We start from the raw sequence: 19,571 nt of genomic DNA, 5'->3' as shown, positions 1-19,571 counted from the left end.
GACGGGGCGTGATGGCGGCCATACTATCAACCACAATGCTGATATATCAGTAGTCGGCTAAGCGAGGGCGCCTAGCTGAGGAAAGGAAGGACCCCATGGCTGAAACGCTCCCGGAGCACCCAGACTTCCTCTGGGCCGCAGACCCGGAACCGAAGAAGTCCTACGACGCCATCGTCGTCGGCGGCGGCGGCCACGGCCTCGCCACCGCGTACTACCTGGCGAAGAACCACGGCATGACCAACATCGCCATTCTCGAGAAGGGATGGCTCGCCGGCGGCAACATGGCCCGCAACACCACCATCATCCGCTCCAACTACCTGTGGGATGAATCCGCAGCCATGTACGAGCACGCGCTCAAGCTGTGGGAGGGGCTGACCGAAGAACTCGAGTACGAGATGTTCTTCTCCCAGCGCGGCGTCCTCAACCTCGCCCACACCCTCGGCGATGTCCGCGAATCGGTCCGCCGCGTGGAGGCGAACCGCCTCAACGGCGTGGACTCCGAGTTCCTCTCCCCCGAGGAGGTCAAGGAGGTCTGCCCGATCCTCAACATCTCCGACAACGTCCGCTACCCCATCATGGGCGGCACCTACCAGCCGCGCGCCGGCATCGCCAAGCACGACTGGGTCGCCTGGGCCTACGCACGCAAGTGCCAGGAGCTCGGCGTGGACATCATCCAGAACTGCGAGGTCACCAAGGTCCTCAAGGACGGCGAGAAGACCATCGGCGTGGACACCACCCGCGGCCGCATCCTCGCACCCCGCGTGGGCCTCGCCGCAGCCGGTCACTCCTCCGTGGTCGCCAAGACCGCCGGCGTGGACCTCCCGATCCAGTCGCACCCGCTGCAGGCGCTCGTGTCTGAGCTGTTCGAGCAGGTGCACCCCACGGTCGTGATGTCCAACCACGTCCACATGTACGTCTCCCAGGCGCACAAGGGCGAGCTCGTCATGGGCGCCGGCATCGACCAGTACAACGGCTACGGCCAGCGCGGATCCTTCCACGTGGTCGCCGAGCAGATGGCCGCGGCCGTGGAGCTCATGCCGATCTTCGCCCGCGCACACCTGCTGCGCACCTGGGGCGGCATCGTCGACGTCACGTTCGACGCCTCCCCCATCGTCTCCAAGACCGAGGTCGAGGGCCTCTACGTCAACTGCGGCTGGGGCACCGGCGGCTTCAAGTCCACCCCCGCCTGCGGCTGGACCTTCGCCCACACCATCGCCAACGACGAGCCGCACGAGATCAACGCACCGTTCTCCCTGGACCGGTTCACCACGGGCAAGCTCATCGACGAGCACGGCGCAGCCGCCGTCGCCCACTGACCCGACCAGATCTCGACAGACAAGGACACGCCAATGCTTCTGATCGACTGCCCCCACTGCGGACCGCGCGACGAAATCGAGTTCTCCTACGGCGGCGAAGCCCACGTGGTCTACCCCGAGGACCCGTCGGTCCTCAACGACGCCGAATGGGGCCGCTACCTCTTCTACCGCGAGAACCCCAAGGGCGACTTCGCTGAGCGCTGGATCCACTCCGGCGGCTGCCGCAAGTGGTTCAACGCCATCCGCAACACAGCAACCTACGAATTCAAGGGCACCTACGCCATGGGCGAGAAGGCCCCCACCATCAAGGAAGGAGACGCGAAGTGACCACCGCCAGCAGCTCGCCGTCGCGCCGCACCGACGCGGCCCCCGGCCACGGCATCGACCGTTCGCAGCCCATCACCATCACCTTCGGCGGCCAGAAGTACGACGCCTTCGCCGGGGACAGCCTCGCCTCCGCCCTCATCGCCGGCGGCAACCTCCAGACCGCGAACTCCATGTACCTCGACCGTCCCCGCGGCATCCTCGCCGCCGGCGTCGAAGAGCCCAACGGTCTGGTGACCGTCAAGGCCCGCTCCGAGGACGACATCGACGAGACCATGCTCCCGGTCACCTCCGTGGAGGCGACCGACGGCCTCGAAGCGTTCTACGTCTCCGGCCAGGGCGCCCTGGACCCGACCCCGGACCCGGCCCTGTACGACCGCAAGCACATGCACGCCGACGTCCTCATCGTCGGCGCCGGCCCCGCCGGTCTCGCCGCCGCCCGCGCCGCCCTCCAGGGTGAGGCGCGCGTCGTCCTCATCGACAAGGAGAACCGCCCCGGCGGCTCCCTCCTGTCCTCCCGGACCGCGCAGATCGACGGCACCGACGGCGCCCAGTGGGCCGCCGACACCATCGCCGAGCTCAGCGAGAACCCGGACTTCACCTACCTGTCGCGCACCACCGCGTTCGGCAACTACGACTCGAACTACGTGATCGCCCTGCAGTACCGCACCGATCACCTCGAGCCGAAGCACCGCGAAGGCGTGTCCCGTCAGCGCGTGTGGCACATCCGCGCCGACCAGGTGGTCCTCGCCCCGGGCGCCATGGAGCGGCCCATCGTGTTCTCCACCAACGACCGCCCCGGCGTCATGCTCGCCGGCGCAGCCCGCACCTACACCAACCGGTACGGTGCCCTGCCCGGCCAGAAGATCGCGGTCTTCACCACCAACGACTCCGCCTACGAGGCCGCGCTCGACCTCCACGCCGCCGGCGCCGAGATCGTCGCTCTCGTCGACTCCCGCGAGAAGGCCAGCGAAGCGGCCACCGCCGCGGCCGAGCGCACCGGCGCCGAACTGTCGCTGTCCTCAGCGGTCATCGGCACCAACGCATCCGTGATGGGTGACCGCCTCGCCGCCGTCAGCATCTCCGAGCTGGACGCCGACGGGGCCCTCACCGGTGAGACCCGCACCGTCGACGCGGACCTGCTCGCCGTCTCCGGCGGGTTCTCGCCCACCGTGCACCTGCACACCCACCGTCAGGGCACCACCACCTGGAACACCGAGATCGCCGGCTTCGTCCCCAACGACGATGTCACCGGCGAGCACTGCGCAGGCGCCCTCACCGGCGACTTCTCCACCCAGGGCGCGCTCGACACCGGCACCCGTGCCGGCGCGGCAGCCCTCGCGGCCGCTGCCGCCAACGCCGGGTTCGACCCCGGCTCCGGCTCCGGCGACGCGAAGGCTCCGTCGGCCCAGGTCGCCGATGAGGCGCCGCTGTGCGGCGCCGAGGTGAAGCCGCTGTGGCTGGTGCCGTCCGCCACCGGCAGCACGGACGACTCCTTCGTGGACCTCCAGCGCGACCAGGCCGTCTCGGACATCGAGCGGGCCTACGGTGCCGGCATGACCAACATCGAGCACATCAAGCGGTACACCTCCATCGGCACCGCCAACGACCAGGGCAAGACCTCCGGTGTCAACGCCATGGCCGTGCTCGCCCACATGATCGGCGAAGAGGACCTCGGCGCCGTGGGCGTCTCCGGCTACCGCCCGCCGTTCACCGCGCTCCCGTTCGCCGCCCTCGCCGGCCGCGAACGCGGGGACCTGTTCGACCCGGCACGCGTCACCGCCATCCAGCCGTGGCACCTCGAGGCCGGCTGCGAGTTCGAGGACGTCGGCCAGTGGAAGCGCCCCTGGTTCTTCGCCAAGGACGGCGAGGACATGCACCAGGCGGTGCAGCGCGAATCCAAGGCCGTGCGCGACAGCGTCGGCTACATGGACGGCACCACCCTCGGGAAGATCGAGATCCGCGGCCAGGACGCCGCCGAGTTCGTCAACCGGTTCTACACCAACGGCTTCAAGCTGCTGAAGGTGGGCAAGGGCCGCTACGGCGTCATGTGCGGTGTGGACGGCATGATCATGGACGACGGCGTCACCATGCGCATCGCCGACGACCGCTTCCTGATGACCACCACCTCCTCCGGTGCCGCTGCCGTGTTCGACTGGCTGGAGGAATGGCACCAGACCGAGTGGCCGGAGCTGGACGTCACCCTCACCTCGGTGACTGAGCAGTACTCCACCATCACCGTGGCCGGCCCGAAGTCCCGCGACGTCATCGCCAAGGTGGCGCCCGGCCTGGACGTCTCCAACGAGGCGTTCGCCTTCATGGAGTTCCAGGACGCCGAGCTGTCCAACGGCGTTCCCGCCCGCATCTGCCGCATCTCGTTCTCCGGTGAGCTCAGCTTCGAGATCAACGTGGACGCCTTCTACGGCCTGTCCGCGTGGAAGCTCGTCGAAGAGGCCGGCGCCGAGTTCGACATCACCCCGTACGGCACCGAGACGATGCACGTGCTGCGAGCCGAGAAGGGCCTGATCATCGTCGGCCAGGACACCGACGGCACCGTCACCCCCGACGACGCCGGGCTCGGCTGGGCCGTCTCCACGAAGAAGAAGCACTTCATCGGCAAGCGCTCCCTCGAACGCGAGGACTCCCAGCGCCCCGACCGCAAGCAGCTGGTCTCCGTGATGAGCGTGGACAAGAAGACCGTCCTGCCGGAAGGCGCGCAGCTCATCGCCAAGGACGCCGATCCGACGCCGAAGAAGGGCTCCGTCCAGGACCCCGTCACCCCGAGCAACGGCCAGGTCCACTCCTACGGCTTCGTCACCTCGTCGTACATGTCGCCGAACCTCGGCCGGCCGTTCGGCCTCGCCCTCATCGAGAGCGGCCGCGAACGCGAAGGCGAGATCATGAAGTCGCTGGTGAACGGCGAACTCGTTGAAGTGGAAATCGGGCCGCTGTGCCTGTTCGACCCGGAAGGAAAGCGCCGCGATGGCTGAGAACCCCACCACCCTGCACACGCCCGAGCCTCCGGCGGTCCCGCTGGACGAGCACCGACTCACCCCGGCCGCGCACCTCGCCGGCGACATGGAGGCCGCCACCGTCACCGGTGCGCGCTCAGTGTCCCTGCGGGAGCTGCAGTTCCCGCTGCAGATCGGTCTGCGCGGCGAGATCGGCTCCGAATCCGCTCAGCTCATCGAGAAGGAGCTCGGCTTCGAGCTCCCCTCCCGAGTCGGCCAGGTCACCGGCGACCCGATGGGTCTGCACGTCCTGTGGCTGTCCCCGGACGATTTCCTCGCCGTCGACGTCTCCACACGCCAGCAGCCCGGCGACTCCGACCGCTACATCGACGCACTGGCCGGCAAGCCCGGTCACGCAGTGGAGCTGTCGGCCAACCGGACCGTGCTGGAGCTCGTCGGCGCCGCCGCCCGTGACGTGCTCGCCAAGAGCTGCCACGCCGACCTGCACCCGCGCGAGTTCGGCGTCAACACCGCCATCACCACGAACCTCGGCAAGGTGCCGATCTACCTGCACCGCGCCGGCGAGGACGTGTGGCGCATCTACCCGCGCCAGTCGTTCGCGGACTTCACCGTCCGCTGGCTGCTGGACGGTATGAAGGAGTTCGCCCAGGACGAGGTGCTGTGAACCGCGCGTGAGCGCGGGCTCGCACGGAGCGATGACGAGGGGCGGGGGCTGGTCAGCGAGGACCGGCTCCCGCCCTTCGCTGTGCGGGGGTGCGATACGGCGTTCACGCCGGGTCGTGGGGCGCTATCTGTCGCCACAGTCCGCCACAGGCATTGGGCCGGGACCCGTCGGCCTGCCACGCTCAACCGGACCGCAGCGCCCACCCGGGCGCCCCGCCCCGCACCCCGTGGAGGACGAATGACCGACCTCAGCCTCACCCAGCGCCTCGACGCCGGGCCCGTGATCTGCGCCGAAGGATTCCTCTTCGAACTGGAGCGCCGCGGCTACCTCACCGCCGGCGAATTCGTGCCCGAGGTGGCCCTCGAACACCCGGACGCCCTCGCGACTCTGCACCGCGACTTCCAGCGCGCCGGCTCCGACATCGTGGAGGCGTTCACCTACAACGGTCACCGCGAGAAGATGCGGGTCATCGGCAAGGAGGACCTCCTGGAGCCGCTGAACCGCGCCGCCCTGCGGATCGCCCGCCAGGTGGCCGATGAGAAGCCCGGCAACCTCGTGGCCGGGAACATCTCGAACTCCAACATCTGGGACCCCGCCGACGAGGCCAGCCAGCGCGAAGTGCGATCCATCTTCGAGGAGATGGTCGGCTGGGCCGTCGAGGAGGGCGCCGACATCATCATCGGCGAAACCTTCTACTACGCCGGCGAAGCCCTCACCGCGCTCGAGGTCGCGAAGTCCTCCGGTCTGCCGGTGGTGCTGACGCTCGCGCCGATGGCGTTCCAGGAGATGGCCGAGGGGGCCGGCATCGTGGAGACCGCGCAGCGCCTCGAACAGGAGGGGGCCGACGTGGTCGGCCTCAACTGCTTCCGCGGCCCTGACACGCTCCTGCCGTGGCTGGAGAAGATCCGCGAGGCCGTCTCCTGCCATGTGGGCGCTCTCCCGATCCCCTACCGCACCACCGAGGCGGAGCCGACGTTCTTCAACCTGTCCGACCCGGGCGCCCGCGTCCCCTCACCGCACGGCCGCACCTTCCCCACGGCCCTGGACCCGCTGCGCGGCAACCGGTACGAACTGCGGGAGTTCGCGCAGACCGCCTACGGCCTCGGGGTCAACTACCTCGGAGTCTGCTGCGGCGCCTCCCCGGCCGACATCCGCGAGGTTGCCGAAGCCGTGGGCCTCACCACGGAGGCGAGCCGGTTCTCGGAGAACATGGCGAACCACTTCATGTACGGCACGAACGAGCGCCTGCCGGAGCACGTGAAGGGACTCGGCGCCCGCGCGTGAGACTCCCGGCGTGATCGGGCCGCAGCAGCCGGCGCCCGATCCGAGGCGCATGTGCAGGAGCGGCGGGGACATCCCCGCCGCTCCTGCACATCTCTGGGATGCCGATCAGATCTCGCGCATATCCCGGTCCCGGGTCTCCGGGGAGAGCCGCAGCGCCACGAACGTGATGACGCCTGCCAGTGACAGGTAGGCTCCCACTGCACCCACGCCCCACCGGGCGTTCAGCCACACCGCGATGAACGGGGTGATGGCCGCGCCGAGGATCGAGGCGACGTTGTAGGCGATGCCGCTGCCGGTGTACCGGACGTTCGTGGCGAACAGCTCCGGCAGCAGCGCGGACATCGACCCGAATGACAGACCCATCAGCATCATGCCGAGCGACAGGAACAGCAGCACCCGCCACATGGCAACGTCCTCGCCGACCCCGACCTTCGCCGGGTCCATCAGCGGAGTGAACAGCAGACCGAACACCACGATCAGGGCCGTGGTGACCGACAGCGAGCGTCGGCGCCCGAAGCGGTCCGCCGCCCAGCCCGACACGGGGATGAACGCCGCGAACAGCAGAACGCTCAGCAGCTGCTGGATGAGGAACGTGGTGTAGCTGATGCCCAGCCCGCCGGCCTCCGGCTTCGCAATGCCGTAGGACAGCACCCACGCGGTCATCAGGTAGAACACCACGTAGGTGGCCAGCATGATGAAGGTGCCCTGGATCAGCGGCAGCCACGCGGTGCGGAACACCTCGGTCACCGGCGACTTCACCTTCTTGTCCTCGTCGACCGCCTGCTGGAACACCGGCGTCTCTTCGAGCTTCACCCGGACCCACAGACCCAGCAGCACCATCGCCAGGGAAGCGAGGAACGGCACGCGCCAGCCCCACACGAGGAAGCTGTGGTCGAGCACGGCAGAGGTGGAGTCGAACGCGAACAGGACGGTCAGCACCAGGAAGAACCCGTTGGCGAGGATGAACCCGAACGGTGCCCCGAGCTGCGGCCACATCGCGGCGCGCCCCCGTCGGCCCTCTTCGGCGTACTCGGTGGCCAGCAGTGAGGCGCCGGACCATTCGCCGCCGAGGCCGAGGCCCTGGGTGAAGCGCAGGATCGTCAGCATGGCAGGTGCCCACAGCCCGATCTGGTGGGCGGTGGGCAGCAGCCCGATGAGGAAGGTGGCGATGCCCATGGTGAGCAGGGCGCCGATGAGGGTGGCCTTGCGGCCGATGCGGTCACCGAAGTGCCCGAACACGATGGAGCCGAGGGGCCGGGCGATGAACGCGGCCCCGAACGTCGCCATGGAGGCGAGCAGTTTGGAGGTGTCGTCACCGTCGAGGAAGAAGAGGGCCGGCAGAACGGCCACGGCGGCGGTGGCGTAGATGTAGAAGTCGTAGAACTCGATGGTCGTGCCGACCAGGGAGGCGATGATGACCCGCCGGCGCTCCTTCGATGTGAGTCGGCGGTCCGCTTCGGCTGGCGCGGTCCCGGCGGGGTCGGCGGCAGCTGTGCTCCCGGCCTGCGCGGATGTGGTCGCTGACAAGGTCCCTCCCTCAGGTCGTCTCGGGTGTTCGACCGGTCAGCCGAACGCAAAGGTGATCAGACTAGGCGGGAGGCGCCATATTCCGGGACGGCAGTCCGCTATGCGGACGGGCGCTCTTCGTCAGCGATCTGCTCGTGGTGGCGGATCACTTCGCGCACGATGAACCGGAGGAACCGCTCGGCGAACACGGGGTCCAGTCCGGACTCGTCGGCCAGGGCGCGCAGCCTCTCCACCTGCCGGGCCTCCCGAGCGGGGTCCGCCGGCGGCAGATCGTTCTCCGCCTTCAGGCGGCCCACCGCCTGCGTGCACTTGAACCGCTCAGCGAGCAGGTGCACGAGCGCGGCGTCCACATTGTCGATGGTCTGGCGGTGGCGACGCAGCAGCTCCTGGGCGCGGGCGGCGTCGTCAGCGGCGGGGCCGGAGTCGGTCATCGCGTTCATCAGGCCAGTCTCGCAGAGCGGGACCCACCTGCCCAGGCCGTCTCATCACCGGCAAGCGCGAGGAGTGGGCATCGATTCCCTCGCTGTCACTTCGATGTGGTGAGCCGTTCACACCGACCGGTCAGAGTGCAGATGGACCGTCCCCCACACGGAAGGAATCGGCGATGTCCTCCTCCATCAGCCAGTCCCCCGCTGCCGAGAACGACAGCGCCGGCGAGACCACAGCCAAGCCGCCCGGCGACGCCCGCTGGCACGTCGCCTTCGGTGTCATCCTCATCGGTGCGCTCGCCGCGTTCATCCCCTGGACCCTCGGTTACGTCGGCGACACCAGCGCCGTGGTCCTGCTGATCCTCGTGGTCCTCCTCGGCGTGTTCATGGCGTTCACCATCGGCGGCAACGACGTCGCGAACTCCTTCGGCACCTCCGTCGGCGCCGGCACGCTGTCGATGAAGCAGGCACTGTTGGTCGCCGCCGTGTTCGAGGTGTCCGGTGCGATCATCGCCGGCGGTGAGGTCACCGACACCGTCAAGAGCGGCATCGTGGAGCTCGACACCATCTCCCACTCCCCCATGGACTTCGTGTTCATCATGATGTCCGCGCTGGTGGGCGCCGCCGCCTGGCTGCTCTTCGCCACCCGCATGGGGTGGCCCGTTTCGACCACCCACTCGATCGTCGGCGGCATCGTCGGCGCCGCGCTGTGCATCGGCTTCACCACCGGCTCGGGCGGCTTCGACATGGTGCAGTGGAGCGAGATCTGGAAGATCGTCATTTCCTGGGTGCTGTCACCGCTGCTCGGCGGCATCGTGGCGTTCATCCTGTTCGGCCTGATCAAACGGCACATCCTGCGCTACAACGAGGAGGCCGACGCGGCGATGCGGGAGCTGAAGCTCAAGCGCATCGAGCACCGTCGCCGCGAACGCAGCGCCTTCGAACGCCTCTCCGAAATCCAGCAGATCGCGTACACCAACGCCATGGCGCGCGACTCCGCCACCGTCCGGACCGCCGACTACGACCGGGACGAGCTGGAGTCCACCTACTACCGCGACCTCCACGACATCGAGAAGCAGGCGCAGGACGTCGAGTCGCATCGCGCGATCGAGGTATGGGTGCCGCTGCTGGCCGCTTTCGGCTCGATGATCATCGGGTCGATGCTGCTGGTGAAGGGCCTGAAGAACCTGGAGCTGAACGTGTCACCGCTGGTGACCGCGCTGATGCTCGGCATGGTCGGCGCGACCGTGTGGATGGCGGTGTTCATCTTCGCGAAGTCGATGAAGAAGTACGACCTCGACCGCACCACCTTCCTGCTGTTCTCCTGGATGCAGGTGTTCACCGCCAGCGCCTTCGCGTTCTCCCACGGCTCCAACGACATCGCCAACGCCCTCGGTCCGTTCGCCGCGGTGCTGGACGTGCTGCGCACCGGACGCGTCGGAGAGGAGGCGGTCATCCCCACACCTGTGATGATCACCTTCGGCATCGGTCTGATCGCGGGTCTGTGGTTCATCGGCCGACGGGTGATCGCGACCGTCGGCTCCGGGCTGACCCGCATGCACCCCTCGAGCGGCTTCGCGGCGGAGCTCGCTGCTGCCGCGGTCGTAATGAGTGCATCGTCGCTGGGTCTGCCGGTGAGCTCCACCCACATCCTCATCGGTGCGGTGCTGGGTGTGGGCCTGGTGAACAAGGCAGCGAACTGGTCGCTGATGCGGCCCATTGCGCTCGCGTGGGTGGTGACCCTGCCGGCGGCGGCGCTGATCGGCGCGGTCGCCGTCTGGATTCTGCGCGTCGTGTTCGGCTGAGAATCCGGCCCGGCGGTGGGGGGTGCGCCCCGCCGCCGCGGCCTGCCCCGCCGGGATCCGCCCCGCCGCAGCCTGTCCCGCCTCGGGACGCTGATGCGCGGGGCGTGAGCGTCAGGCGCTGGTGCGCACCGACTCCTGCTGCTTCTGCGCTTCCTTCTGCGTCAGCATGATCGGCTCGCGTCCGCTGGTCACCACGCCCTCAGTGATGACGACCTTCGCGATGTCGCTGCGGGAGGGGATGTCGAACATGATCGGCTGAAGGGTCTCCTCCATGATGGCGCGCAGCCCGCGGGCGCCGGTGCCGCGCTGCAGGGCACGGTCCGCGATCGCATCCAGGGCCGCCGGTTCGAACGACAGCTCCACATCGTCATAGGCGAACATCTTCTGGTACTGCTTCACCATCGCGTTCTTCGGCTCCGTCAGGATGCGGATCAGCGCGTCCTTGTCGAGGCTCTTCACGGAGGTGAGCACGGGCAGGCGGCCGATGAACTCGGGGATCAGCCCGAACTTCAGCAGGTCCTCCGGCTGCACGTTGGAGTACAGCTCCTTCTCGTCCATGCGGCTGGGCAGCTGGGAGCCGAAGCCGATGCCGCCCTTGCCGGTGCGGTTCGCAACGATGTCCTCGATGCCGGCGAACGCACCTGCCACGATGAACAGGATGTTCGTGGTGTCCAGCTGAATGTAGTCCTGCTGCGGGTGCTTCCGGCCGCCCTGCGGCGGCACCGCCGCCACCGTGCCTTCGAGGATCTTCAGCAGCGCCTGCTGCACGCCCTCACCGGACACGTCACGGGTGATCGACGGGTTCTCCGCCTTGCGGCCGATCTTGTCGACCTCATCGATGTAGATGATGCCGCGCTCCGCCTTCTTCACGTCATGGTCCGCGGCCTGCAGCAGCTGCAGCAGGATGTTCTCCACGTCCTCGCCCACGTAGCCGGCCTCGGTGAGGGCGGTGGCGTCGGTCATGGTGAACGGCACGTTCAGCATCTTCGCGAGGGTTTGCGCGAGGTAGGTCTTGCCGCAGCCGGTGGGCCCCACGAGCATCACGTTCGATTTGGCGACGTCGACGTCGCTGAACTCGTCCTCGCGGCGGGGCGACGGGTGCTGCGCTGCCTCATCGCGGGCGCGCACGCGCTTGTAGTGGTTGTAGACGGCCACAGACAGGGCGCGCTTGGCCTCTTCCTGGCCGATGATATGGGTTTCGAGGAAGTCGAAGATCTCGCGGGGTGAGGGCAACTCCTGCTCCGGTTCGGCCTTCGCCTTCTCCGCCTGGGTCTCCTCAGCGATGATCTCGTTGCACAGTTCGATGCACTCTTCGCAGATGTACACGTGAGGGCCGGAGATCAGGCGTTCCACCTGCTTCTGCGACTTGCCGCAGAAGGAGCAGGAGAAAACGTCGGAATCGTCGCCGAGCTGCGCCATGGAGGAGTCCCTTTCGAAGCCGCTGTGGTCCGTTCAGCCTATCGAAGCCGTCGGCCCGCTCCCGGATTTCGGAGGCGGGGCGCGTCACCGTTCGCCACCAGCACACCCCGCTGTGACCTGCAGCTCACCGCCGCGCGCCCGCGCCCGGAACAGGTGCCCTGCGAACAGAAGCGCCGGGCCCCGCCCGTCGGTGGGGCGGGACCCGGCGCGTCCGGATCAGAGTGAAGCGGGCCGGATCAGTTGGGGATCTGGCCGGCCGCGTCGGTGCGGCGCTCCAGCACCTGGTCCACCAGGCCGTACTCGAGCGCAGCCTGAGCGGTCAGGATCTTGTCGCGCTCGATGTCCGTGTGGATGAGGTCCCGGTCGCGGCCCGTGTGGTGGGCGAGCGTGTCCTCCAGCCAGGTGCGCATACGCAGGATCTCGTTCGCCTGGATCTCGATGTCCGAGGCCTGGCCGCCGCCCTGGCCGCCCATCGCGGGCTGGTGGATCAGGATGCGGGCGTTCGGCAGTGCGAGGCGCTTGCCGGGGGCGCCGGCGGCGAGCAGCACAGCGGCCGCGGATGCGGCCTGGCCGAGGCACACGGTGGTGACGTCCGGCTTGATGTACTGCATGGTGTCGTAGATCGCGGTCAGGGCCGTGAACGAACCGCCGGGGCTGTTGATGTACAGCGTGATGTCACGGTCCGGGTCCTGCGACTCCAGCACGAGCAGCTGCGCCATCACGTCATCGGCGGAGGCGTCGTCCACCTGCACGCCGAGGAAGATGATGCGGTCCTCGAACAGCTTCGCGTACGGGTCCTGGCGCTTGAAGCCGTAAGGGGTGCGCTCCTCGTAGGTGGGCAGCACGTAGCGGGAGCTGGGCATCTGGCCGGCGGACGCGTACGGCATCGAACCGGAAGCCATCATGGGGTCAAAGGTCATGGAAGGGTCTCCTCAGTCTCGACGGGTCAGTTCTTCGCGGTGCCGCCGGCACCGGTGACGTCTTCCGCGCCGGAGACGATGTGGTCGATGAAGCCGTACTCGAGGGCTTCCTGGGCGGTGAACCAGTTGTCGCGGTCGCCGTCGGCGATGATCTGCTCAACGCTCTTGCCGGTCTGCTCCGCGGTCAGCTCCGCCATCTGCTTCTTCATCGAGAGGATGAGATCCGCCTGGATCTTGATCTCCGAGGCAGTGCCGCCGAGGCCGCCCAGCGGCTGGTGCATGAGCACGCGGGTGTGCGGCGTGGCGTAGCGCTTGCCCTTGGTGCCGGAGGACAGCAGGAACTGGCCCATGGATGCCGCCATGCCCATGGCGACCGTCACCACGTCCGGCTTGATGAACTGCATGGTGTCGTAGATGGCCATGCCAGCGGTGATCGAGCCGCCGGGGCTGTTGATGTAGAGGTAGATGTCCTTATCAGGGTCCTCAGCGGCGAGCAGCAGCAGCTTGGCGCAGATCGCGTTCGCGTTGTCATCGCGCACGTCCGAACCGAGCCACACGATGCGCTCCTTGAGCAGGCGCTGGTAGACGTTGTCATCCAGACCGAGGGGCAGCTCGCCCGACGCGTTGCGAGGCTGATCTGTCACAGTGCACTCCTTGTAGGGGCTCGACGATGGTTGTTTCCAGACTACGCGAGGGCCCGGCCGCTGCCTGGACGTGTTCGCCAGGGGCGCACTCGCGCAACGAGAAGGGGCGGGCACCGTCGGTCGCCCGATGGTGCCCGCCCCTTCGGCGAGTGATCAGATCACTTCGCGTCGTCGGACTTCTCGTCCTTCTTCGCGGTGGTCTTCTTCGCGGTGGTCGACTTCTTCGCCGGCGCCTTCTTGGCGGTGGACTTGGTGGACTTCTTCGCCGGTGCCTTCTTGGCGGGCTTCTTCTCGTCCTTGTCCTCGGCGTCGTCGGCCTTCTCGGAGTCGGCGGCGTCCAGACCCAGGTCGATGGCCTTGCCGGACTCCTTGCCCTTCACGGTGACCTTCGCGAGAACCGCATCCAGGGCCTTGGAGCGCTGCACCTCGCCGAAGATCTGCTCGATCTGGCCGGACTGCGCCACTGCCTGCAGGAAGGTGTTCGGGTCCATGCCGTACTGGGCGGCCATGGCGGACATGTAGTTCATCAGGTCGTCCTGGCCGACCTCGACCTCGTTGTCCGCGAGGATGGCGTCGAGCAGGAACTGGGCCTGGATGGCCTTGACGGTGTCGTCCTTGATCTCATCGCCGTGCGGGTCGTCCTCGGCCTTGCCCTCGTTCTCGAGGTGAGCGGTGATCTCGTCCTTGACGAGCTGCTCCGGCACGGGGATCTCAAGGTCCTCGAGGAGCTTCTCCAGCAGGGCGTTGCGGGCGAGGCCGGCCTTGTTGGCGTCGGCGTCCTTCTCGGCCTGCTTCTTCAGGTCGTCCTTGAGGTCGTCGATGGTGTCGAACTCGGAAGCGAGCTCGGCGAACTCGTCGTCGGCCTCGGGGAGCTCGCGCTCCTTGACGCTCTTGGCGGTGACGGTGATCTGAGCCTCTTCACCGGCGCGGTCGCCGCCGGCCAGCTTGGAGGAGAAGGTGGTGGTCTCGCCGGCGGACAGGCCCGTCAGAGCCTCGTCGAGGCCCTCGAGCATGTTGCCCTCACCGATCTGGTAGGAGACGCCCTCCACGGTGTCGACCTGCTCGTCGTCGATCTTCGCGTCCATGTCGAGGGACACGAAGTCGCCGTCCTTGGCGGGGCGGTCCACGCCCTTGAGGGTGCCGAAGCGCTCACGCAGGGCGTCGAGGCGGACCTGCACGGCGTCGTCGTCGACCGTCGGCTCCTCGATCTCGACCTCGTAGGAGGCGAAGTCGGGCAGCTCGATCTCGGGGCGCACGTCCTGCTCCACAACGAAGACGAGGTTGCCCTCCTCCTCGCCCTCGAGGCCGGGGACCTCGGTGACGTCGACCTCGGGGCGGCCGACGGGGCTGATCTCAGCCTCGGCAGCGGCCTGCGAGTAGAAGCCGGGCAGGGCGTCGTTGACGGCCTCCTGGATGATGGCGGCCTTGCCGAAGCGCTGCTCGATGAGAGCCGTCGGCACCTTGCCCTTGCGGAAGCCGGGCATCTGCACCTCGCTCGCGATCTTCTTCGCGGCCTGGTCGATGGCGGGCTTCAGCTCTTCGAACGGAACTTCGACGTTGAGCTTGACGCGGGTTGCGTCGAGCTTCTCGACTGAGGTCTTCACGTGGGGGACACTCCCTTGGTTGACTGATCGACGATAAAGAATGAGAAGGGCCAGTGCGTCGGGGCACCGGCCGCGCAGCTCTCGTGCTGTCAGCGCCGCTTCCGGTGGCTCTGCCGCGCCGGAGCCGGCTGGTCGGGATGACAGGATTTGAACCTGCGACCTCACGCTCCCAAAGCGCGCGCTCTACCAAGCTGAGCTACATCCCGAAAAAGACGACCCCAGCGAGTCTATCCTCACCGCTGAAAGGGCGCTGGGTCTGTGCTGACCTTTGTGACCCGCCTCATCGGGCAGATCACACTTCTGGGACGCCGGAACGGTTGGGCGGCCGACGGGTTCTGTGATTGAATAGGAGACCGGCCGACGGCCTCGTCCGGAAGCCTTCGCGGATGTAGCTCAATGGTAGAGCCTCAGTCTTCCAAACTGATAGTGCGGGTTCGATTCCCGTCATCCGCTCCACGAGAAGCCCCCGCCCAGCATGTTGCTGGCCGGGGGCTTCGTGCTGCTCGAGGGCGAGGCTGAAGCTGTCGCCGAAGGTCATGACCTGGAGGTCGGCGACGCGGTGAGCCGCACCCGGTTCAGACGAAGCGGCGCAGCCCCGGGATGCGGATCCACACCAGCATCAGCGCGAACGACAGGACCACCGCGAGCGCCCACACCACGAGGTTCGGGCCCAGCGCCTCCGACTCCAGCGCCGGGAACCAGGTGCGAAGCTCCGCCACGAACACCATGTGCACCAGGTACACGCCGAAGGAGGCGCTGGCGAGCGGCCGCAGGAGGCGTCGGCCCCCGTCCCCCACCCGCCAGGACATGCCGAGGGAGGCCGCCGCGACGAACAGCACCACGCTCATCGCGGTCAGCAGCGGCGAGAAGTACGACATCACCAGCGCCGAATCGAGCAGCGGCGGCGCCTCACCGGGGTGCAGGATCTCCCAGGCGCACACCGCGACCAGCAGCGGGAACACGGCCGCACACGCCCACCCGATGCTGCGGCTCGGCGGATGTGTGACGAGGGCGTACCCGAGCACGTAGTAGCCGACGTACGGCAGGAAGAAGGTGAGGATGCTGCCGGGCAGCAGGTCCATCGGGGCATCCGCCTGGTCGAGGAGGCCGGCGGCGACGGCCGTCAGTGGAGTCCAGGCGACACCGGCCGCGGCGAGGGCATAGGCATGGCCGGCGCTGCGCTCCACGAACGGGGCGAGCACCGGGGACAGCAGCGAGAGGCCCAGCACGACCCACAGGAAGTACAGGTGAGGGGCGGCGTCCGCCCGGATCGCCTGCCGGATCAGGCCCTTCCCGGTCAGCTCCGTGCCCCAGAGCAGCGGCTGGACCACCAGCATGTACATCGCGCTCCACGCGAGGGCGGCGGGCAGCAGTCGCAGGAAGCGGGTGCGGAGGAACGCAGCGGTGCCGCGGCGATGCGCCCCCTCGGTGAGGTTGAGCGCGCCGGACATCATCACGAAGACCGGAACCGCGGGGCCGAGCGCGGAGCGCAGCAGCGCTGTGGGCCAGTCGACGGTGTCCGCCGTGTACGCCGGGGCGATCGCGTGGATGCCGAGGACGGCGATGATGGCGATGACGCGCATGGCGTCGAGGAACGGAATGTACGGGCGTGCGGCGCGGGTGGGCGCGGTGGCGCTGGCAGCTCTCGCCATCGATCCTCCGGCTGGAGTCGGGTCCGTGGGTGAGCGACGGAGCCTACGCCCCGGCGCCTCACCGGCGGCTGGGGGCGGGGGTGACGCGCGGCAGGATGCGGGCGAGCCATGCCCCGCCGGCGCCGCACAGCACCGCCATCGTGCCCGCCGCGACGCCGACGGGCGCCACCACGGTGACGGCGGTGACGAGGCCGGGGCCGGCGAGCTGCCCCACCCCGACCAGGGAGTTCCAGCGCCCGAGGTCCCGCACCCGGTACTGGGGGCGGGCGAGGTCCACGCCGAGGGTGACCTGGATGCCGGAGCCGAGGCCGTTGCCGAGCGACATCACGGTCGCCGCTGCCAGCAGGGCCGGCAGGGCCCACGGCTGCGGGGTGGTGGCGTGGCCGCCGAGCGCGAGCGGGGCCATCAGTGCCATCCCGGCGGCGAGGCCGAGGCTGCAGGGGACCGCGACGGCGGCGCGCCCGAAGCGGTCCATGAGGAGTCCGGCGGGATAGAACAGCGCGATCTCCACCACCGCGGCGATGCCGACCACGATCGCGACATGGTCCTCGCCGAGGCCGAGGCTGAGCGCGACCAGCGGGATGATGATCATGCGGTTGGAGCGGCTCATCGACACCGGCAGGATGCCGGCGGCGACGGCGATGCGTCGGCGTGCGGCGTCGCGGTGGCTGAGCGGTGGGGTCGGGCGGCGCAGCGGAGCAGGCGCAGCAGCATCGGGTGCCGCGGTCCCGGGTGCGGCTGCATCGGGCGTCGCACTGTCAGGTGCAGCGGCATCCGCGGACGCTGCATCGGCTGAGGCGGGCCCGGGTGGGGGATCATCGAGCGGCAGCAGGGTGAGCGCCACCAGCACCGTCGCGAGCACCATCAGGCCCGTGTGCAGGAAGAACACCCCGGCGGTGCTGCCGGCGGCGATGACCGCCGCCCCGATGAACGGGCCCACCACCTGCCCCATCCGCAGCGCCCCGCCGAGGGTGGTGAGGCCGCGCGCACGGATCGACTCCGGCAGCGCATCCGCGAGATACGCCTGTCGGCCCACATGCCACAGCACGAGCCCCATGTTGATCACCAGCAGGCCCGCGATGAGGGCGAGGCGATCCGCGGGCCCTGCCCCGTCGGCCCCACCGGCCGCCAGCGCGCGATGCACCACAACCCCGAGGCCGAGCGAGGTCGCCCCCTGCAGCGCCCCGCTCGCGAGCAGCGCCCTCCGCTCCCCCATCGCCGCCAGCAGCCGCGCCAGCGGGATCGGCAGCAGCACCGCGCACAGCCCCTGGATGAGGCCCAGGGCGGCCGCTTCGGGGACGCTGAAGCCCAGGCGCACCGCGATCAGCGGCAGCAGCGGCAGGTAGGCGGACACGCCCGCATATTCGAGGAACAGGGGCAGATAGATCGGCAGGATCAGCCGCTTCAGCATCCGCCGCCTCCCTTGCCCGCCGGTGTCGTCCTGTGGTTACGGGTCCTTAGACTATGCCCGGTCAGCATCGGCGCCCCGCGCCGTCTCAGCCAGAAAACGGAGTCCCCATGCCCGCATCCCCGACTGTCCACACCGGCGAGGTCGCCGTCATCGATGCCGCCGGAGCCCTCGGCGACGCCGTCATGCGGGAGTCCGCCCTGCAGGGCCGACGGGTACAGGCGCTCACCAGCGCTCCCCACGAACTGGTCGTGTTCTCCAGCGCCGTGACCCCGGTGGAGATCAGCGGCGACGCAGACCGGGGCCGGCTCGCGGACGCCGCATCGACGAGTGACGCGGTGGTGCTGTGCCTGGGCGCGGCACTGCAGGACCCGCCTCTCGCTCCGGCGGGTGGTCGGCCGACGGATGAGGCCGTGACCCTGGCGCTGCTGCGCGCCCTGCGCTCGGCCGGCGAGGACGGCGCGGCGCCGCGACTGGTGGTGTCCCTCCCGATCGAGGCGCTCGGCCTGCGCACCGACGGGCGCAGGGCCCCGTCGGCCCCGACGCGCCGCACCCCGCTGCTGGAGCGCGCCCGCGCCGTCCGCGGGGCCGCCGATCGCCGCGCGCAGCTGCTGGATGCGCGGCGCGCCCTCGAACTGGTGCTGCTCAGCGGCGCCGACTGGACGGCGATCGCGCACCCGCCGGTGCTGGTGGCGCCGGGACCCGCGCCCACGCAGCTGCTGCCGGTGTCCTACGCCCCGCAGGCGTCCGCGCAGGTCGGCGCACAGGCGTGCGCGGCCCGGCTGCTGGAGCTCGCCGACGCTCCCGGCAGCACCGGTCAGCAGCTGGTGATCAGCGAAGTGTGAGGCGCGAGAGCCGCCCCGCGCACCCGGGGCGTCAGCTCTGCGCGGCCTGCGGGATGTAGGCGCGCACCGTGTTCTCCTCGCCCACCCGGGCCCTCGCCTCCGGGACGCCCGCGGCGATGGCGGCAGCGGCCCAGCGGATCGCCCAGGCGCGCACCGTCTGCGCGCCGTCCTCACTGGCCAGCCACACCGGATCGGGAGCCGGCAGATCCGCTGCGCAGGCGGCGATGGAGGCATCCCCACCGATCTCGGCGTAGCGGGCGAAGCCCATCAGGGCGATCTCCCAGCCGAGCGCCGCAGCCCCCGGACCGTACTGGGCGAACACCTCGGCCGGCATGGCGAGGCTGTGCTCGATCAGCAGCGAGGAGCTGCCGTCGTCAGTGGGGTCGATGCGCAGGGTCAGCTCATCAGCGCGGCCCTCATACTCCCACGTGAGGTCCACCCGGTGCGGGGACTGCACCGACCGGATGGTGCCGTGGACTCCGCCGGGGGCGGTGAAGGCGCCGCCCTCACCGCCGTCGACCGTGACGGTCCCGTACCAGCGGGCCAGATGCTGCGGATCGGTGAGCAGGGGGAACAGGTCCGTGGGAGCGCCGCAGCCGTGCAGGGCGAGTGTCAGGCGCAGGGCGACCGCGTCATCGGACGTGGCGTCATCGTCGATCTGCAGGGAGCGGACAACGGCATCGATGAAGGGACGGGTGCTGGTCAACGATTCCTCCGGGGCGATGATCAGGATGATGACCCACTGCACGACAGCGGAGC

16 protein-coding genes and 2 tRNA genes are annotated in these 19,571 nt (G+C 69.1%); 8 read left to right on the top strand and 10 right to left on the bottom strand.

The annotated features are described in order from the left end of the window. Positions 1-95: 95 nt before the first annotated feature. The 5 genes from FHX50_RS08650 (at position 96) to FHX50_RS08630 (ending at position 6,560) form a co-directional block, all read left to right on the top strand. A complete protein-coding gene (locus FHX50_RS08650; RefSeq protein WP_183376628.1) occupies positions 96-1,316 on the top strand; it encodes a sarcosine oxidase subunit beta family protein in 1,221 nt (406 codons plus the stop codon). Positions 1,317-1,349: 33 nt separating this feature from the next. Beyond that, positions 1,350-1,643 (top strand): sarcosine oxidase subunit delta, encoded by a 294-nt coding sequence (locus FHX50_RS08645; RefSeq protein ID WP_183376626.1) that lies wholly within the window; start codon positions 1,350-1,352, stop codon positions 1,641-1,643. Then, positions 1,640-4,630, top strand: coding sequence for an FAD-dependent oxidoreductase (locus tag FHX50_RS08640; RefSeq protein ID WP_343064074.1), 2,991 nt, complete (start codon positions 1,640-1,642; stop codon positions 4,628-4,630). The genes FHX50_RS08645 and FHX50_RS08640 overlap by 4 nt, the downstream gene beginning before the upstream one ends. After that, the gene (locus FHX50_RS08635) at positions 4,623-5,276 is read left to right on the top strand and encodes a sarcosine oxidase subunit gamma (protein WP_183376624.1); all 654 of its coding nucleotides are present in this window, start codon (positions 4,623-4,625) and stop codon (positions 5,274-5,276) included. Before FHX50_RS08640 ends, FHX50_RS08635 begins: the two co-directional genes overlap by 8 nt. 237 nt (positions 5,277-5,513) lie before the next feature. Then, the gene (locus FHX50_RS08630) at positions 5,514-6,560 is read left to right on the top strand and encodes a homocysteine S-methyltransferase family protein (protein ID WP_183376622.1); all 1,047 of its coding nucleotides are present in this window, start codon (positions 5,514-5,516) and stop codon (positions 6,558-6,560) included. A 105-nt stretch (positions 6,561-6,665) separates the two neighbouring features. On the opposite strand, the gene FHX50_RS08625 is transcribed toward FHX50_RS08630, so the two are convergent. Together FHX50_RS08625 and FHX50_RS08620 are read right to left on the bottom strand one after the other, a co-directional pair. Further along, positions 6,666-8,087, bottom strand: a complete 1,422-nt coding sequence (locus FHX50_RS08625) for an MFS transporter (RefSeq protein WP_183376620.1) — start codon at positions 8,085-8,087, stop codon at positions 6,666-6,668. A 98-nt stretch (positions 8,088-8,185) separates the two neighbouring features. Further along, positions 8,186-8,518: a chorismate mutase gene (locus FHX50_RS08620; protein ID WP_183376690.1), complete on the bottom strand. Its 333-nt coding sequence runs from the start codon at positions 8,516-8,518 to the stop codon at positions 8,186-8,188. Positions 8,519-8,691: 173 nt separating this feature from the next. Between FHX50_RS08620 and FHX50_RS08615 the strand changes: the two genes are divergently transcribed. Next, positions 8,692-10,320: an inorganic phosphate transporter gene (locus tag FHX50_RS08615; RefSeq protein ID WP_183376618.1), complete on the top strand. Its 1,629-nt coding sequence runs from the start codon at positions 8,692-8,694 to the stop codon at positions 10,318-10,320. 111 nt (positions 10,321-10,431) lie between these two features. Here FHX50_RS08615 and clpX read toward each other — a convergent pair whose 3' ends face one another. From clpX to FHX50_RS08590, 5 genes are all read right to left on the bottom strand, one after another. Then, positions 10,432-11,739, bottom strand: coding sequence for an ATP-dependent Clp protease ATP-binding subunit ClpX (gene clpX, locus FHX50_RS08610; protein ID WP_183376616.1), 1,308 nt, complete (start codon positions 11,737-11,739; stop codon positions 10,432-10,434). A 236-nt stretch (positions 11,740-11,975) separates the two neighbouring features. Then, positions 11,976-12,659: an ATP-dependent Clp protease proteolytic subunit gene (locus tag FHX50_RS08605; protein ID WP_246370930.1), complete on the bottom strand. Its 684-nt coding sequence runs from the start codon at positions 12,657-12,659 to the stop codon at positions 11,976-11,978. 26 nt (positions 12,660-12,685) lie between these two features. Further along, positions 12,686-13,303: an ATP-dependent Clp protease proteolytic subunit gene (locus FHX50_RS08600; RefSeq protein ID WP_183376614.1), complete on the bottom strand. Its 618-nt coding sequence runs from the start codon at positions 13,301-13,303 to the stop codon at positions 12,686-12,688. Between the two features lie 158 nt (positions 13,304-13,461). Then, entirely contained in the window at positions 13,462-14,907 is a 1,446-nt protein-coding gene (tig, locus tag FHX50_RS08595; protein ID WP_183376612.1) for a trigger factor, read from the bottom strand. A gap of 129 nt (positions 14,908-15,036) precedes the next feature. Beyond that, positions 15,037-15,113: transfer RNA gene (locus FHX50_RS08590), tRNA-Pro, on the bottom strand. 176 nt (positions 15,114-15,289) lie between these two features. On the opposite strand from FHX50_RS08590, the gene FHX50_RS08585 reads away from it, so the two are divergent. Next, positions 15,290-15,363: transfer RNA gene (locus FHX50_RS08585), tRNA-Gly, on the top strand. Between the two features lie 119 nt (positions 15,364-15,482). Here FHX50_RS08585 and FHX50_RS08580 read toward each other — a convergent pair. Both FHX50_RS08580 and FHX50_RS08575 read right to left on the bottom strand, forming a co-directional pair. Further along, a complete protein-coding gene (locus tag FHX50_RS08580; RefSeq protein WP_183376610.1) occupies positions 15,483-16,559 on the bottom strand; it encodes an acyltransferase in 1,077 nt (358 codons plus the stop codon). Between the two features lie 58 nt (positions 16,560-16,617). After that, a complete protein-coding gene (locus FHX50_RS08575; protein ID WP_183376608.1) occupies positions 16,618-17,970 on the bottom strand; it encodes an MFS transporter in 1,353 nt (450 codons plus the stop codon). 107 nt (positions 17,971-18,077) lie between these two features. Between FHX50_RS08575 and FHX50_RS08570 the strand changes: the two genes are divergently transcribed. Next, on the top strand, positions 18,078-18,812 hold the full coding sequence (locus tag FHX50_RS08570; protein ID WP_183376606.1) for a Rossmann-fold NAD(P)-binding domain-containing protein: 735 nt from the start codon (positions 18,078-18,080) through the stop codon (positions 18,810-18,812). A gap of 31 nt (positions 18,813-18,843) precedes the next feature. Here the strand turns inward: FHX50_RS08570 and FHX50_RS08565 are convergent, their stop codons facing one another. Further along, positions 18,844-19,560 (bottom strand): SRPBCC domain-containing protein, encoded by a 717-nt coding sequence (locus FHX50_RS08565; RefSeq protein ID WP_259924085.1) that lies wholly within the window; start codon positions 19,558-19,560, stop codon positions 18,844-18,846. Between the last annotated feature and the right edge of the window lie 11 nt (positions 19,561-19,571).

It is taken from the genome of Helcobacillus massiliensis (assembly GCF_014191425.1).
GTDB classification, from domain to species: domain Bacteria; phylum Actinomycetota; class Actinomycetes; order Actinomycetales; family Dermabacteraceae; genus Helcobacillus; species Helcobacillus massiliensis.
Note: the sequence above shows the minus strand (reverse complement) of the source record. Positions and strands in the feature narration are given on the sequence as shown.